This is a genomic window from Clostridium chauvoei (genome assembly GCF_002327185.1).
GTDB classification, from domain to species: Bacteria; Bacillota; Clostridia; order Clostridiales; family Clostridiaceae; genus Clostridium; species Clostridium chauvoei.
Genome location: NZ_CP018624.1, coordinates 2534777 through 2551453 on the forward strand (window position 1 = coordinate 2534777; position 16677 = coordinate 2551453).

Here is a 16677-nt window from a genome sequence, read left to right on the forward strand (position 1 = left end):
TTAATATGCTTTATTTATACTAAATGTGATTACTATAAATCAAATGGTTTACTGATAAACAAATTCCCTACTGTGTACTCATCATACTTTGATTCTATAGATCGTGAATCATTGCTTCTAATTGCTGAAAATATTCCTGGTATATCTAACATACCGTAACCCCAATTTTGATTTGGGTAAATATCTCCACTTCTTAATTTAGCACCTCTAACTATATATCCTCTAAGCTTATTGGCATACATTCTCGGATCATTCTTATCTACTATTCCCCATTGAAGCATAATGGCACAAGTTCCAGCTAATATAGCTCCTCCAACACTTCCACCTGACATAACTGCTGTTCCTCCTCCAGGTTTTAAAACTAGTGCCCCTTCTCCACCTGCTGCAATATCAGGCTTTATCCTTCCATCTCTAGTAAATCCTCTACCTGATTGTGAAACTACTCCATTATTACTCTGATCATAATATGCTGCTACAATAACAGATTTAGCAGTTGACGGTATTGCTAAAGTAGTATATTGACTTGGACTTAAAAATCTAGTTCCTGGTGCTAAAAGTTTATCTTGAGGAAGCCAGCTCCAATATCTCCCATCAATTATATAAGTTCCTGTAAGGATAAAGGTCCATATTCCAGGTTTTAAGTCTCGTGCTCTTACACTAATAACTTCTTCTCCTGTTAATTCATCTGGTAGGAAATATTCTATCTCCATAAAAGTACCCTCATATATAAATTTTCCTGTATACTTCTGTTTAAATTTTGCTGATATTTCCCCCCACTTTTCTCCTGTGGGTGAAATAATAGTCATAGAAACCCTATCCGGTATTGAAAACCATATTTTAAAATCTATGGTTTTTTGATTATCCCCAATCTTTAATTCTATAGGAACAGATTGCCCAGTTTTTTCTATTCTTCCTTCAACATGAGTATCTGCATTTCCTTGATTTCCTGTATCTGATACAACTATAATTCCAAGAGTTTTACTTATTTCATCTATATAAACTTCTAAATTAGATGTTCCATCATGTGCACCTACAGTTGTTCCTACTGGTATAAATATAACCATGGGCTTTCCTAATTCATTTGCTACTCTCTCTAAATACCTTACTGCTGTTAGTACTGTTCCAGTTCCATACCTTCCTCTACCTTCTGTTGTAACCCCTGAAAACTCTAACTGTGCTTTAGTTGCTTCTTGCATTTTTACCATTACAATATTACAATCTGGTGCCATTCCCTTTAGTTTTGGATCTTTTCCTATAGCTCCTATAAGTCCTGATATTGCTGTTCCATGCCCAATTTCATCTTTACTTGGAACAATTGTATATGGATCTCCTCCACTTCTTTTAAGTTTTATAGCTTCATTAATTTGCTCTTCTTTATATTCAGTTCCAAATCTAAGACCATATACTAATTCTCCACTCTCTATATTTTGATCCCAAATTCTAATTATTTTAGTTGTATCATCTTCTCTAATGAATTCTTCATTTAAATAATCTATCCCAGTATCTACAAGACCAACTATTATTCCTTTTCCGCTTAAAGGTATATACGGATTATTATGATAAACTAATGCTCCAGCTGCATCCTGTGGAGATATTGAAGTTAATGTATATATAGCTGGCGCCTCCTCATATACTTTATTTTTTATATACGCATCTATTTCGCTTATTTTTTCAACTGGTGCAAATACAACTCCAAAACCATTATTAAAATCAATAGCTATCATATCATCTAGAGAATTTAGTTTTTCAAATAATTGTGGGTTCGAATACTCAACGTAAACACCAACTTTATTTGCTATATTTTTAAACTTCTTTCCTTGAGTGGTACTCTCCACAACATCCCCTCCATAAATTTTAAGATTATAAACAATCTTTAGGTTTTCTAATAAATAATTTCCCTATATTATATTCTTCGTATTTATCGTTGTTGTCTAACCCTCTTGTTGAGGCTACTCCTCCTGATAAATTACCTCTAATTGCATCAAATATACCCTTCATACTTAATGTTCCATATCCCCATTGTTGATTTGGGTATATATCTCCAACTCTCATATCAGCACCTCTTATTATATAAGCTCTAACTTCTGTAGCATATATAGATGGATCATTCCCATCTACTATAGCCCATTGCAATATAAGTGCACAGCAACCTGCTAATATAGCTGAAGAAATAGATGAACCACTAGCTATTTTTGTGCCTCCTCCAGGAGTTATTACTAAGGCGTTAACCCCTCCAGCTGAAATATCAGGTTTTATCCTACCATCTCTTGTAAACCCTCTTCCTGATTGACCTACTGTTGCATTATTATTTTGATTATAAAATGATGATACTATTGCTAATCTTGATGTAGATGGTATTGTTAAAGTTGTATATTGACTAGGATTTAAAAACTTAGTATCTGTATCTAATAAATTTCTTTGTGGCAACCAACTCCAATATCTACCATCAACCACATAATCACCATATAATCTAAATTGCCATATTCCCTCTTTCAAGCCTCTAAGCTCTATATTAATAATTTCATCCCCTGTTGCATAATCAGGACATATATAGGTTACTTTTACATTAGTTCCTTCATATATGAGTTTAGCCTTTTCAACTTTCCCTAGTCTAGCAGGTATTCTATCGATAACTTCTCCAGATGGAGATATTATTCCTAGTGAAATTCTATCTGGTTGTTTTACAAAAATTTGAAAACTTAAATCTTTTTGAGCTTTTCCTACTTTTAATTCTACAGTTTTTATCTCTCCTGATTTTTGAAATTTTCCTTCTGTATGTGTATCTGTATCTCCTTGATTCCCTGTTCCAGTTACACAAACTATTCCTAACTGCCTACTAACTGAATCAATATAAGTTTCTATAACTGAAGTCCCATCATGTGCTCCTATATTAGTACCTAATGGTATATATATAACCATAGGCTTTTTTAACTCATTTTCTAATTTTGTTAAATATCTTATAGCTAGTAATACATCAACTGTTGAAAATTTTCCTACGGCACTTCCTTTTACACCTGCATAATGCAAAAGTGTCTTTGATGCTGGTTGAACTTTAACTACAGCAAACTGGCAATCCGGAGCTGCTCCAATAACATCTGGATTTTTTCCTCTTGCTCCAATTAATCCTGCCACCATAGTTCCATGTCCTACTTCATCTTTGCTTGTTACTATGGAATATGGATCTCCTCCTGATTTACTAATCTTAATAGCCTCATTTATCTGAGATTCCGTATATTCTACTCCCATTCTAGTATCGTAAATAGCCTTATCCCCTTTTAAAGTTTGATCCCAAATTCTTATAATCCTAGTAGTATCATCCTCTTTCATAAGCTCTTCATTTAAATAATCTATTCCTGTATCTATTATTCCAACAATAACATCCCTACCATTTAGAGTTATAAAAGGATTATGATGAAACATTGGTGCTCCACTAGCTTCTACAGGTGAAAGTTCAGTTAACGTATATATTGCTGGTACCTCTATAGGTACTATCTCTTTGACATAAGGTTCAATATCACGAATTTTATTAAATGGAGTAAATACAATTGCAAAATTATTATCTAAAAGTACTCCATAAGTATTAGGAAGCTTATCTACTTCCTTAATTTTTTCTTTAGAATCATACTCAACAATAAATCCAACTATATCCGTACTCTCTTTATATTGTTGCAATATATCTTCTTGTATATCTCTATACATATTAGTGTTTTTACTTCTATTACCCAAAAATCCTATAGTATTTATAATGTTTTCTAAAGCATCATATGCACAGATTTCACCATATCCCCACGATGGATCTGGATATGTAATATCTGTCCTTGTTCTTTTTGCTCCTTTTATTAAATAATACTTTAATCTTTCTCCATATAGATATGAATCATTTTTCTTAACAATTCCCCACTCCATAAGTAGTGCTGCAACCCCTGTAACTGTAGGTGCTGCCATTGATGTCCCACTTTTTACATCAAATCTATTATCAGGAACTGTAGACATTATCTCCTCTCCAGGAGCAACTAGATCTGGTCTAATAGGTTCATATACCGATGGCGTACCTCTCCCACTAAAAGAAGATATATTGTTAGTTCTATAATTATAACTTCCAACAGCTATTATATTATTTACCGTTGCTGGGATTCCTAATGTATTTAATACTGTTGGTTGTAGGAATTTAGTTTTTTCATTTAATCCTTCTGATATTGGAAGCCACATATCAAATATTCCATTATAATTATTTGTTATAGTTAATATAATATCCCATTGCCCTCCAGATAAGTATTGTCCATTGGTAACTAAACTTATTACAGCTTCACCTATAATATCAAAAGGTTTAGGACCTGTATCAAATATTTGAAATTTATCTCTTCCTATGTTTCCTTCATTGTAACCTTCTCTAATTATTATATCTCCACTTGTGGCCCCAGTTGGACTAATAATCTTTAAGGTCATATCAACTAATACAGGTTTATATAAATTTATTACAACTGTTGGCTCATCACTAGCCACATTTATAGATATTTTTTTTTGATCTACAATCATACCTCCAACATGATGGGCTGCCTCACCTTCATTCCCTGCTGCAATACATATAGTTATTCTCTCTAAAGTTGCTACTGTTGATATATATTGTTCTAATAAACTAGTCCCATTATGAGCCCCATCATTAGTACTCAAGCTTATATTAACTACTAATGGCATTTTTAATTCTGCACTTTTATCTACTAAGAACTTTAGCCCTCTCATAATATTAGTACTTAATGCATAGCTTCCCCGTGTACACTTAACCATAGCTATAGAACTATTAGGGGCTACTCCATAGTACTCTTGTCTTATATTTCCCCCAGCACAAGCTATACCAGCTACATGTGTACCATGTTCAGTTTGATCATAAGAGTTTACTATTGAAAATGGATCTGGAGCCTTTAGAGCTTCATTTATTTTCTGCTTATCATATACTACATTTCCTTGACTTAAATCGTATATATATTCTATTCTTGTTGTTCCATCAGCATTTCTAAATGCTCTATGTGTATAATCTATACCTGAATCTATAAACCCAATTAAAACTCCCTTTCCATCTACATTAAAACTACTTTGTGCTCTTTGAACACAGGCTGCTCTATTACTTTGTTCATCAGTTGTATATAGACTCTTAGGTAATTCTATATACTGAATGCTTTCATTTCTTGCTAATTCTACTAACTTATCCACAGATATAGTTACAATCGCAAATCCATATCCCAAACTTTCATATTTTCCGCCTAAGTTATCCACAAATTGTGATAACTTATCCACACTTTCCCCAGAAATTATCACAACTTCTATATTATTGTTATTTAAATATCCCATATTTGTTGGAATACCTAGTTTATTTAATACTATTTTAGGAACATTTTTTATAATCCCTAGTCCAGTATTTATATTATTCATTCCTGTTGTCTCTATGATAATCACCCTACTACATTGTTCAATTATCATTATATGTACTCAACCTTTTTTGGATATTAAAATTTGTTATAAATAGCAAAAAGGACTGCTAAAATTAGCAATCCTTTCTATATAAAACTATAATTTTATCTCTATTCTTTCAAGTTTAGCAATAACTTCTATATCTCTTGCTTCCATAGTTTCTGTTAATAAACTTCCACCATTACTTACAAGTAATACTTTTGAATTTCCTAAACTTTTTATTTGCCTTATTTTAGTTTTGCCTTTGTAATTTACTAAGAAAATACCATTATTAGTTATTTCCTTTATAAGATGAGCAAATACTAAATCACCCTTTAACATTCTAAAGCCTGTCATTTCATCATCTTGAACTTCTAAATATAATACTTTATCTTGATGATAGCCTTCTACTTTATTGGAATGGATAGGTAATTCTCTAAATCCTTTAGGCTTATTTAAAGTATAATCAAATATAGGCACATTTTTTAAAACTGATGAAAATGCATTTGTCCATACTTCATCTTGCTCTATATTTTTCTTAGCCGTTTTAGACTTTGTTTCTTGCAAAGTCTTTCTTTCTTCCATTAGGACTTCGTCAGTTACAACCATGCTTATATCATTTAAATCTGCATTTAATATTTTAGAAACTCTATTAATAAATGATTCTTGTGCAACCTTTCTTCCCATTTCTACTTCATTTATATATTTTTCAGCAACACCTAATTTTTTTGCTAATGTCTTTTGAGTCATTCCACTTTTAAGTCTTGCTTCTTTGATTTTCTCCCCAACTCTACTCACTCTACAAACTTCCCTTCTGTTGATTTAAAAACCATTCTCGTTCTTCTACTAAATGATTTGCTAAATCATTAAACTTCCATTCTATTGATGTAGGAGTTACAACTGCTAAAATTCCACCTTTTACTAGTTTTCTTACAGCTGTAATAGTTGCTTGTAATTCCTTATCTGAAAAATTGTTAAATAAAATAATTTTTCCCTTTGTAGGATAAGGATTAAAGGTAGGAAACCTAAATCCATCTAGTATATCTCTAACTTTCATTTCTGTCATTTCAGGTAGAATTTCTATTATTTTCATTTTTTTATTTTCTAAACTTTTTAACTCTATCTCTGGAACTCTGTAAGTTAAGATACACTTATTATTATCAAGCATTTTATTCACTCCTAAAAATTATTAATCCTCTATTATTTCTGGTGCATCATAAGTTTCGCCAAATGTATCAACAGTCATCTTATTTATTTTTTGATCTTCGTAAGGTTTGTCATTGTAATCTCTTTTAGCTTTAACTATTTCATCTACAACTTCCATTCCTTCTAATACTTTTCCAAAAGATGCATATTGACCATCTAAATGTGGTGAATCTTGTGTCATTATAAAGAATTGACTACCAGCTGAATCTGGAATCATAGTTCTTGCCATTGATAAAACACCTCTTGAGTGCTTTAAGTCATTTTTGAATCTATTTCTTGTAAATTCACCCTTTATGCTATATCCTGGGCCACCCATTCCTGTTCCATCTGGGCATCCCCCTTGAATCATAAAGCCAGGAATTACTCTATGAAATATTATTCCATCATAAAATCCTCTCTTAATTAAATCAATAAAGTTTCTTACTGTGTTTGGAGCTACTTCTGGATATAATTCAGCTTTTATAACTCCTCCGTTTTCCATATTTATAGTTACTATTGGATTATTCATAGTTAAATCTCCTTTCAATTCTACATATTAGATATTATTATCATATTTAATAATATGAATACACTAATTTTATAATATCATATCATTATTGGTAATTATATCTTATTTGAGAGAAAGTGACTAGGTTGTAACTTTAATTAATATAAAAAGATACCGAATGAATAGCATTTTACTATTGATTTGGTATCTTTTTATATCAACATATTCATTTTTAATTCTACTATTTAAATGTAGTTCCTAAAACTACTCTAGAATAGTCACTATAATTTGATAAATTTTTAACTTCTATTTGTTTAAAAATATATTCTCTTCCAAATTTATAAATTAAATCACTTAAAAGACAATTTATAAAAGTAGATGGTATTCTTTCAAAACCTTTAAAATCTAGTACTATACCCTGGTTAATGTTGTTTCTAATAATTTCTCTTAATAAAATAGCATCTTCTATGTGAATGCTTTCTCCAAGTATATCTCTTATTTTTATCTCCATGATTATTCCTCCTATGATTGTTTTTTTAATTTTCTGAAAATTCTTTCCTTAATATTAATATATCAACACACTTATATTTTGTCAACAATTTAACAAATAAAAATAAAAATAAGTTAAATTGCCATAACAATTTAACTTATTCGATACCAACTAAGGATTTGCTTAATTTAATAATACCTTCATTATTTAAAGAGTTAAATATTTTTACGCTACCTTTTACTTTTGAATCTGTTAATAAACCTTTCTCTTGTAGTCGTCTCTTTATTTCCTTAGATGTTCCAAGACCTCCATCTATAATTGGAATATCTTCTCCTACAATTTTAGATAAAGTTTCACTTATAAAAGGGTAGTGAGTACAACCTAAAACTATTGCTGCTATTTTTAAATCTATATAACAACTAAGCTTTTGTTTTAAATACTCTTCAAGTTCTTCTCCCTTTAAAATTCCTCTTTCTATAAATTCCATTAGCCCAGCACAAGGTACAGGCTCTATACATGCTACTTCTCTATATTTATCCATTAATAGATTAAACTTCTTCTCCCTTAAAGTCATAGGAGTAGCCATTATTAATATATTACCTTCATTTTCCAACTCAACTGCCGGTTTCAACGCAGGCTCTATTCCTACTAACGGTACTTGAGGATATGCTTTTCTCAACTCTGCTACTGCTGCACTAGTTGCTGTATTGCAAGCTATAACTATTCCTTTAGCTCCTTGGCTTAATAAAAACTCTACAGCTTTGAATGTTAAGTCCCTAACTTCTGTAACAGACTTAGTTCCATATGGTGCATTCTTAGAATCACCAAAATATATATAATCTTCATTTGGCATTATCTTAAGTGCTTCTCTCATAACACTAAGACCACCTACCCCTGAATCAAAAAAACCTATAGGCATATTTCTCTTATCCAAGTATTCTCACTCCATTTTTCATTAATTCTATTTTTATTTTATACCTTTATTCTATATAAATCCATAAGTTTTAATTCTCATTAAATTATGTTTCAATTTTTCGACTTATTTAACAATAAAATTATTGACATCATATAATCAATATAATAGAATTTTTCTATAATTATAATTTAAGCGAATATTTTTCGTCTAATTATTGTTTTTGTTCGATATTGTTAGAAAGGATGTGAGTTATTTCTTGCATAATTTTTGTGTTTTGCAAGAATAAATTTATGAGTAATTTAATATTTACAATTTCAAAATCAAATCATAATAAAGAAGATTTATTAAATATTTTTAATAATCACCCTGAAATAAAATTTGTTTCCTTTGTAGGTGTAGATTTATCTGGTAATGATACAGATGAAAAAATTCCTGCAAAAGTATTTTTAGAAGACCTAGACAGTTTCCTTCATGGTGTTGCCATTCAAACTGATGGTTCATCGGTTGTACTTCCTGGCATAGCTACCCTTAATGACGCCAAAGTTGATATGATTACAGACCTTAACTGTAATTGGTTTGTTGACTATAATTATGATCACATCGATGCTTCAACTAATAAGCCTGTTGGAACTTTAAGAATCCCTTCATTTTTAGTTCATAATCATAAACCTGTATGTTCAAGACATATCTTAACTTCTGCAGTAGATACCTTCAAGTCTACTCTTTTTAATATCTTTAAAAATAAACCCCAAACATTAAAGCCTTTTAATATAACATTTGATGATATTGATGATATTGTTATAACATCTGCATCAGAACTTGAATTTTGGGTTAAAACTCCTAATGATAAAGCAGAAATTGAAGAATTATCTACATCTCAAGTTTTACATGAACATTACTGGACAAGAACTAAAGGTTCTGTAAGAACAGCTTTAGAACAATCTTTATTGCTTATGGAAGAATACGGATTTGAACCTGAAATGGGCCATAAAGAGGTTGGTGGAGTTAAAGCTAAACTTGAATCCTCAGGAAACTTCAATCATATAATGGAGCAACTTGAAATAGACTGGAAGTATTCTGATGCAATACAAGCTGCAGATAACGAAATATTTGTAAAGATTCTTGTTCAAGAAGTATTTAGACGTAATGGATTAGAGGTAACATTTAAAGCAAAGCCAATTGATGGTGTTGCTGGATCTGGTATGCACATTCATTTAGGTGTTAGCTTAAAGCTTAAAAATGGGAAAAGAATTAACTTATTCCATGCTACAAAAGAAGATTTTTTAAGTTGTTTAGGTTATGGAGCTGTAATGGGAATTCTTAAAAACTATGAAGTTATGAATCCATTTATATCTTCAACGAACAACTCATTAAAAAGATTAAAACCTGGCTTTGAAGCTCCTATATGCGTAGTTACATCTCTTGGGTTAACCCCTGATAATCCTTCAAGAAATAGAACTGTTCTTGTTGGCCTTATTAGAGACTTACAAAATCCATTAGCCACTAGATTCGAACTTAGATCTCCAAACCCTCATACTAATATTTACTTAGCAATAGCCGTTTCTTATATGGCAATGTTAGATGGTATAATATATGCTACTGATAATAATAAAACTGAAGAAGAACTATTAATTGAATTATCTAAAAAAGCAGGTGAAAATTCAGATTACCTAGAAAAAGATAGAGCTTATAGAAGTGAAGAGGATGTATTTGAATATTTCACTGAAGAAGAAAGAAATAGTTTCTTTGGAAAAGCACCAGCTACAATATATGAAAACTTAATTCAATTAGATAATAATCCTAATAAATTAGAAATATTAAAAAGAAATAATGTAATGGGTGATGCTCTAATTAATAGCTTTAAACTAGCAACTACTGAAAGATGGGCAACTGAAATATCTCATAGAGTTATATCAAATTATTCATTAGAAGTTAGAGGGTATAAGCAACTTCATGGTAGTCATGCATTAGATTTAGATGTTTCAAATTGGATGAGAATAAATGACTTAAGACATTATATAATGAAGGATACTTATACTACTAAGAGCTTATTTACTCAAATAAAAGAAGCGTTAGCTTCAGATGACTTCGCTACAGCATCAACTTTATCTCTAAAGCTTGATGATATGATGTCAGAATTAAGAGATCTTTATGTTCAATATAAAAAGAATTTATTAGATATATAGAAATAAATGAGAGAATAGATAATTCTGTGTAATTATCATTTTTATTATTTTAACATTACTGGAAATTTTCATTTCCAGTAATATTTTTTTATATTTAAGAAATACTAATAATGTTTCTTATTACCTTTTTTAGTATTTCAAAAAAATCTAATAGTATGCATATAATTTATAAAAAGTACAAGCTTTTAAGCTAATTCATCTTTTAATTGATCTTCAAATATTATTGATAGCTCCGCTAGCGTAGCACCCCAATTATGTATAGGTTGAGTCCATTTTTCTAGTATCTCCATTGTTGCTAAGTAAACACACTTATTTAAAGATTCATCAGTTGGGAATATGACTCTAACTTTAGTGAATTTACGTATTTGACGATTAAAACCCTCTAAGATATTTGTAGTATAAATCATCTTTCTTATAGTTGGAGAGAAGTCAAAAAATGTTGAAAGGTTACTCCAATTGTTATACCAGGAATCTATTACTATTCCATATTTATCTCCCCATCTCTCCTTTAAATTATCTAGCTGTGCTAACGCAAGTTCCTCTGTTGTAGCCTTATAAACCTCCTTCAAATCTTTCATAAATGCTTTTTTATCTTTTGAAGCTATGTATTTTATTGAATTTCTTATTTGATGAACAATACATGTTTGAATATTTACTGATGGAAATACTGTTTTTATAGCTTGTGGAAGACCTTTTAATCCATCCATACAAGCAATTAAAATTTCTTTTACACCTCTATTTTTTAAATCATTGCAAATTCCTAACCAGAATTTAGCACCTTCTGCTTCATCAACCCATATACCTAAAATATCTTTATATCCTTCCATAGTGTATCCTAAGCATATATAGACAGCCTTGTTAACTATCTTTCCATTACTTCTAACTTTAAAGTACATAGCATCTAAATAAACTATTGGATATATTTTATCTAATACTCTATTTTGCCATTCGGCGGCGCTAGCAAGCACTTTATCAGTTATTTTAGATACCATCGATGGTGATATAGTTATTCCATATAAGTCTTCAATTTCAGCCTGAATATCAGATGTTGACATACCTTTAGCATATAAAGATATAATCTTTTTATCTAACTCAGTACACACAGTTTCATATTTTTTTATAATTTGTGGCTCAAATTCAGCATTTCTATCACGGGGTACGTCTAGGTCGACGTCACCGAAGGAACTTCTTAAATTCTTGCGACTATAACCATTCCTGTAGTTCTTCTTAGTTTGATCAACTGCTTCTACACGTTCATATTTATTTCTTCCTAGATGTTCTTCCATTTCACCTTCTAATATATTTTCAAGGACATCTTTAACTAATCTTTGTATTAATCCGTTTTTACCCATTACATCATCGATTGTTTTACATCTTTTAATTTCCTCATTGTAATCAAAGTTGGTATCAATTTTTCTTGTCATAATAATTCCTCCTAATTTATATAGTATATTATTCCAAAACTTCCAACTGTTAATACAAAAAAACAGTAGATAGTTTTATTTTTACACAAAACTATCTACTGTCTCAAATAAATAGCACTAGATAAATTAAGTTTTATCTAGTGCTATTTATTTACATCCATGCTGGTATATGTACCTTATCATTATCTATTATATGTGCATTATTAACTACTCTACTTGTATTTATTGATTTTGTATTTATTAACTCTTCTGCTTCCTTCATGCTATTAGCTTTAAATACAAAAGTCCATCCATCTTTGTTATATTTGCCTGCACACATTAAATATTTATCATAATCCTTTTTTATTCCGTCTCTATCTATTATTAAACTCTTAAATTCTCCAATTGTCTTATAATTTAACTTTACAAAAATACCACTATCTATTTTCATAATCTCCCCTCCGGAACATTTGTTCTGATATTAATTTTATACGAACTTCCGTTCGATGTCAATTAAATTCATGTATTTTTTTGTTCAAAAAAGGATTATTTTAATAAATATAGAATTAATCATGTATGTTAAATTTTATAGAAAGGGGTTTTTAATTTATTTATGAAGAAAAAATTACTAAAACCACAAAACATATCAATAGTTATATTATCTTGTTTACTTATTTTTGTTTTTGTACTAGAAAGCATGAAAACTAAAGTACAATATGATAAAAACTCTAAAATAACTGTAAAGCAGAATAATAATACAAGTTCAAAGAAACAGGATACGGATTCCCAAAAAAATAACGTTAGTGAAAAGAGCGATTCTAATAAAAAGAAAGATACTACAAAGAAAGAAGATTCAACTGATAAGCAAACTACTGAACAAGATGGAACTTCTCCAACTACTCAACAAGAAAATTCTACTATAGAAAATAGTTCTAGTGTTGAAAGTGGATCTTCTTATGATGATAATACATCTAGTGATTCTTGGTCTTCTGGAGGATCTAGTAGTTCAGGAAATGAAGGACAATCACCTAGTAAACCGAAACCTACTACACCAGTAGTTCCTGATAATAATCCAGTTCAAAAACCTGATAATGCTCAAAAGCCTGACAATAATCCAGTTCAAAAACCTGACAATAATCAAAAGCCTGACGATGATCAAAAACCACCATTTCTTCCATCACAACCAGATCATGATCAGGATCCTCCGTTTGTTCCAGGTGAAAATAACTAATTTGATAGAATATTATTTTAAATAAAAACAAAGTCGACAATATAAACTGCTCTCTATCTAATTGATAGGGATCAGTTAAATATTGTACCTTCTATATTTTACTCTGCTATATTAAATACTTCTAAGTCTTTCTTTTCTACATTTTCAACTTTAACTTCTGCTATAGCCTTTAATGTATCTAATGCTGTTATTACTCCAATATTTCTCTCTACAGCTGCTCTTCTTATTAAGAAGCCATCTCTCTTAGAGTCATTTCCTTTAGTTGGTGTATTTATTACTAAATCTACTTCTTTATTCTTAACAACATCTAATATATTAGGTGCATCTTCATTGAGTTTTCTTACTTCTTCTGCATCTATACCAGCTTCTCTAAGTAATTTAGCTGTTCCAGCTGTTGCTATAAACTTATAGCCTACTTCTGAAAGCATTTTAGCTATTGGTAAAAACTCTTCTTTATCATGTTTATTTATAGTAGCTAATATCTTACCTTTTTCGTTTCCTGGATACATGCTACCACCTACAAAGCCCTTATATAAAGCTTCTTTAACATTTCTACCTACACCTAAAACTTCACCAGTAGATTTCATTTCTGGTCCTAAAGATACCTCAACCTTTGGAAGCTTTTGAGTTGAGAAAACAGGCACCTTAACTGATACTAATTCTGGCTCTTTATACACATCTACTCCATATCCTAAGTCCGTTAATTTATGCCCAAGCATTACTTTAGTAGCTAAATCTACTATTGGAACTTTACTAACTTTACTAATGTATGGAACTGTTCTTGATGCTCTTGGATTAACTTCAATTATATATAATTCTCCTTCAAACTCTATAAATTGAATATTTATCATTCCTTTAATTCCTATAGCAACTGCTAACTTCTTAGTATAATCTAAGACTTTAGCCTTTATTTTATCACTTATATTTTGACTTGGATACATAGTTACTGAGTCACCTGAGTGAACTCCTGCTCTTTCTAAATGCTCCATTATTCCTGGTATTAAAATATTCTCTCCATCTGATATAGCATCTACTTCTATTTCTCTACCCATTAAATATTTATCTACTAATATCGGATTCTTTTTATCTTTAACAAAAGCATTCTTTAAGTAGTATATTAATTCCTCTTCATCAAAAGTTATTTCCATACCTTGACCACCAAGTACATATGAAGGTCTTACTAATACTGGGAAGCCTAATTTTCTTGCTTCTTCTAATCCTTCTTCTACTGTCCAAACCCCTTTACCTTTTGGTCTGTCTATTCCTAATCCTTCAAGTAACTCATCAAATTTTTCTCTATCTTCAGCCATATCTATTTGATCTGCTGTTGTTCCTAAAGTTTTTATTCCTTTTTCCTTTAAGAAATTAGCAAGCTTTATAGCTGTTTGACCACCAAATTGTAGTATAACTCCATAAGGCTTTTCTTTTTCTATTATATTTAATACATCCTCTTCAGTTAGTGGTTCAAAATATAATTTATCTGATATATTGAAGTCTGTACTTACTGTTTCTGGATTGTTGTTTACTATTATTGTTTCTATTCCCATTTTCTTTAATGCCATTACGCAATGAACTGAAGCATAATCAAATTCTATTCCTTGCCCTATTCTAATAGGACCTGAACCTATAACTATTACTTTTTTCTTATCTGAAACTTCTACTTCATCAAATTGCTCATATGTTGAATAGTAGTATGGTGATAGTGCTTCAAACTCCCCACCACAAGTATCAACCATCTTATAAGCAGGTTTTATATTCCATATACTTCTTAATCTATAGATATCATCTGGGCTAACCTTTAACATATCTGCTATAGCTTTATCTGAGAATCCTTTTTTCTTTAAATTTAATAACCAATCTTTATCTAAATTTTCTATGTGACTTAACTTTAATCTTGTTTCTTCATGAATTATCCATTTAATTTTTTCTAAGAAGAATATATCTATTCCTGTTATTTTAGCAATACTTTCTATTCTATAATCTCTTCTAATCATTTCTGCAAGAGCAAACATTCTTTCATCATCTGGTTTCATTACAGCTTTTTTAAGTTCTTGAATACTTAGTTCCTTAAACTTTGGATGATCTAATGAGTATTTACCTATTTCTAAACTTCTAATTCCCTTTAAGAAAGCTGACTCAAAATTAGCTCCTATAGCCATTATTTCACCTGTAGCCATCATTTTTGTTCCTAATGCTCTGTCAGCAGTAAAGAACTTATCAAAAGGCCACTTTGGAATTTTAACTACTACATAATCTAAAGTTGGTTCAAAACAAGCATATGTTTTTTGAGTAACAGCATTTTTTATTTCATCTAATCCATAACCTAGTGAAATTTTAGCTGCAAGCTTTGCTATAGGATAACCTGTTGCTTTTGATGCAAGGGCTGATGATCTTGATACTCTTGGATTTATTTCTATAACTGCATATTCAAATGAATTTGGATTTAAGGCAAATTGTACATTACAACCTCCCTCTATTCCAACTGCATTTATTATATTTATTGATGCAGTTCTTAACATTTGGTATTCCTTATCTGATAAAGTTTGAGAAGGAGCTACAACTATACTATCTCCTGTGTGGATTCCTACTGGATCTATATTTTCCATGTTACACACAGTTATACAGTTACCATACGAATCCCTCATAACTTCATACTCTACTTCCTTCCAACCCTTAACGGATTTTTCTAGAAGAACTTGACCTATAGTACTTAATTGTAAACCTGATGTTAAAATCTCTTTTAATTCATCTTCTGTTTCAGCTATTCCACCACCAGTTCCTCCTAATGTATAAGCCGGTCTAACTATTACTGGATATCCTATTTTATTAGCAAAAGCCATACCTGCTTCAAAGTCAGTAACTATTTCACTTTGTATAACAGGTTCATTTATTCTATTCATCATATCTCTAAATAGCTCTCTATCTTCACCCTCTTTAATTGATTCGATAGATGTACCTATTACTTTTACATTATATTTATCTAATATTCCATTATCATATAATTCTACAGCTAAGTTAAGTCCAGTTTGCCCACCCATACCTGCAAGTAAGCTATCTGGTTTTTCTTTTGCTATAACTTTTTCTAAAAACTCTATTGTTAATGGTTCTAAGTAAACTTTATCTGCAACTTCTGCATCTGTCATTATTGTTGCTGGATTTGAATTTACTAGTACAACCTCTATTCCTTCTTCTTTTAAAGCTTGGCAAGCTTGAGTTCCTGAGTAATCAAACTCTGCTGCTTGACCTATTATAATTGGACCTGATCCTATAACTAAAACTTTCTTAATATCTTTATTTAATGGCATATCTAAAA

General features: G+C 30.5%; 12 protein-coding genes. 2 read left to right on the top strand and 10 right to left on the bottom strand.

The window, feature by feature from the left end; translation table 11 throughout:
- Positions 1-32: 32 nt before the first annotated feature.
- From BTM21_RS11985 to murI, 7 genes are all read right to left on the bottom strand, one after another.
- Positions 33-1835 (bottom strand): S8 family peptidase, encoded by a 1803-nt coding sequence (locus tag BTM21_RS11985; RefSeq protein WP_021876700.1) that lies wholly within the window; start codon positions 1833-1835, stop codon positions 33-35.
- Positions 1836-1860: 25 nt separating this feature from the next.
- Complete coding sequence (locus BTM21_RS11990; protein ID WP_079481005.1) at positions 1861-5427, bottom strand: S8 family peptidase; 3567 nt, start codon at positions 5425-5427, stop codon at positions 1861-1863.
- Between the two features lie 135 nt (positions 5428-5562).
- Positions 5563-6243, bottom strand: coding sequence for a helix-turn-helix domain-containing protein (locus BTM21_RS11995; protein ID WP_021876698.1), 681 nt, complete (start codon positions 6241-6243; stop codon positions 5563-5565).
- Position 6244: 1 nt separating this feature from the next.
- Positions 6245-6613 (bottom strand): DUF3783 domain-containing protein, encoded by a 369-nt coding sequence (locus BTM21_RS12000; RefSeq protein ID WP_079481004.1) that lies wholly within the window; start codon positions 6611-6613, stop codon positions 6245-6247.
- A 21-nt stretch (positions 6614-6634) separates the two neighbouring features.
- A complete protein-coding gene (locus BTM21_RS12005; protein WP_079481003.1) occupies positions 6635-7159 on the bottom strand; it encodes a peptidylprolyl isomerase in 525 nt (174 codons plus the stop codon).
- A gap of 220 nt (positions 7160-7379) precedes the next feature.
- Positions 7380-7649: an STAS-like domain-containing protein gene (locus BTM21_RS12010; RefSeq protein ID WP_021876695.1), complete on the bottom strand. Its 270-nt coding sequence runs from the start codon at positions 7647-7649 to the stop codon at positions 7380-7382.
- A gap of 136 nt (positions 7650-7785) precedes the next feature.
- Positions 7786-8562, bottom strand: a complete 777-nt coding sequence (gene murI, locus BTM21_RS12015) for a glutamate racemase (RefSeq protein WP_021876694.1) — start codon at positions 8560-8562, stop codon at positions 7786-7788.
- A 272-nt stretch (positions 8563-8834) separates the two neighbouring features.
- Here murI and BTM21_RS12020 point away from each other — a divergent pair, with 272 nt between their 5' ends.
- A complete protein-coding gene (locus tag BTM21_RS12020) occupies positions 8835-10730 on the top strand; it encodes a type I glutamate--ammonia ligase (protein ID WP_021876693.1) in 1896 nt (631 codons plus the stop codon).
- A 185-nt stretch (positions 10731-10915) separates the two neighbouring features.
- Here the strand turns inward: BTM21_RS12020 and BTM21_RS12025 are convergent, their stop codons facing one another.
- Both BTM21_RS12025 and BTM21_RS12030 read right to left on the bottom strand, forming a co-directional pair.
- Positions 10916-12154 (bottom strand): IS256 family transposase, encoded by a 1239-nt coding sequence (locus BTM21_RS12025; RefSeq protein WP_079480999.1) that lies wholly within the window; start codon positions 12152-12154, stop codon positions 10916-10918.
- Positions 12155-12305: 151 nt separating this feature from the next.
- Positions 12306-12584, bottom strand: a complete 279-nt coding sequence (locus BTM21_RS12030) for a hypothetical protein (RefSeq protein WP_021876692.1) — start codon at positions 12582-12584, stop codon at positions 12306-12308.
- Positions 12585-12746: 162 nt separating this feature from the next.
- Between BTM21_RS12030 and BTM21_RS12035 the strand changes: the two genes are divergently transcribed.
- Complete coding sequence (locus tag BTM21_RS12035) at positions 12747-13364, top strand: hypothetical protein (RefSeq protein ID WP_021876691.1); 618 nt, start codon at positions 12747-12749, stop codon at positions 13362-13364.
- Between the two features lie 98 nt (positions 13365-13462).
- Here BTM21_RS12035 and carB read toward each other — a convergent pair whose 3' ends face one another.
- Positions 13463-16669: a carbamoyl-phosphate synthase large subunit gene (gene carB / locus BTM21_RS12040; protein WP_021876690.1), complete on the bottom strand. Its 3207-nt coding sequence runs from the start codon at positions 16667-16669 to the stop codon at positions 13463-13465.
- Positions 16670-16677 lie beyond the last annotated feature (8 nt).

Excerpts from the sequence above, each read along its gene's own strand:
- BTM21_RS12035 (WP_021876691.1), top strand. The coding sequence starts at position 12,747 with ATGAAGAAAAAATTACTAAAACCACAAAACATATCAATAGTTATATTA.
- BTM21_RS12025 (WP_079480999.1), bottom strand. The coding sequence starts at position 12,154 with ATGACAAGAAAAATTGATACCAACTTTGATTACAATGAGGAAATTAAA.
- BTM21_RS12000 (WP_079481004.1), bottom strand. The coding sequence starts at position 6,613 with ATGCTTGATAATAATAAGTGTATCTTAACTTACAGAGTTCCAGAGATA.
- BTM21_RS12030 (WP_021876692.1), bottom strand. The coding sequence starts at position 12,584 with ATGAAAATAGATAGTGGTATTTTTGTAAAGTTAAATTATAAGACAATT.
- carB (WP_021876690.1), bottom strand. The coding sequence starts at position 16,669 with ATGCCATTAAATAAAGATATTAAGAAAGTTTTAGTTATAGGATCAGGT.
- BTM21_RS12005 (WP_079481003.1), bottom strand. The coding sequence starts at position 7,159 with ATGAATAATCCAATAGTAACTATAAATATGGAAAACGGAGGAGTTATA.
- BTM21_RS12010 (WP_021876695.1), bottom strand. The coding sequence starts at position 7,649 with ATGGAGATAAAAATAAGAGATATACTTGGAGAAAGCATTCACATAGAA.
- BTM21_RS12020 (WP_021876693.1), top strand. The coding sequence starts at position 8,835 with ATGAGTAATTTAATATTTACAATTTCAAAATCAAATCATAATAAAGAA.
- BTM21_RS11990 (WP_079481005.1), bottom strand. The coding sequence starts at position 5,427 with ATGAATAATATAAATACTGGACTAGGGATTATAAAAAATGTTCCTAAA.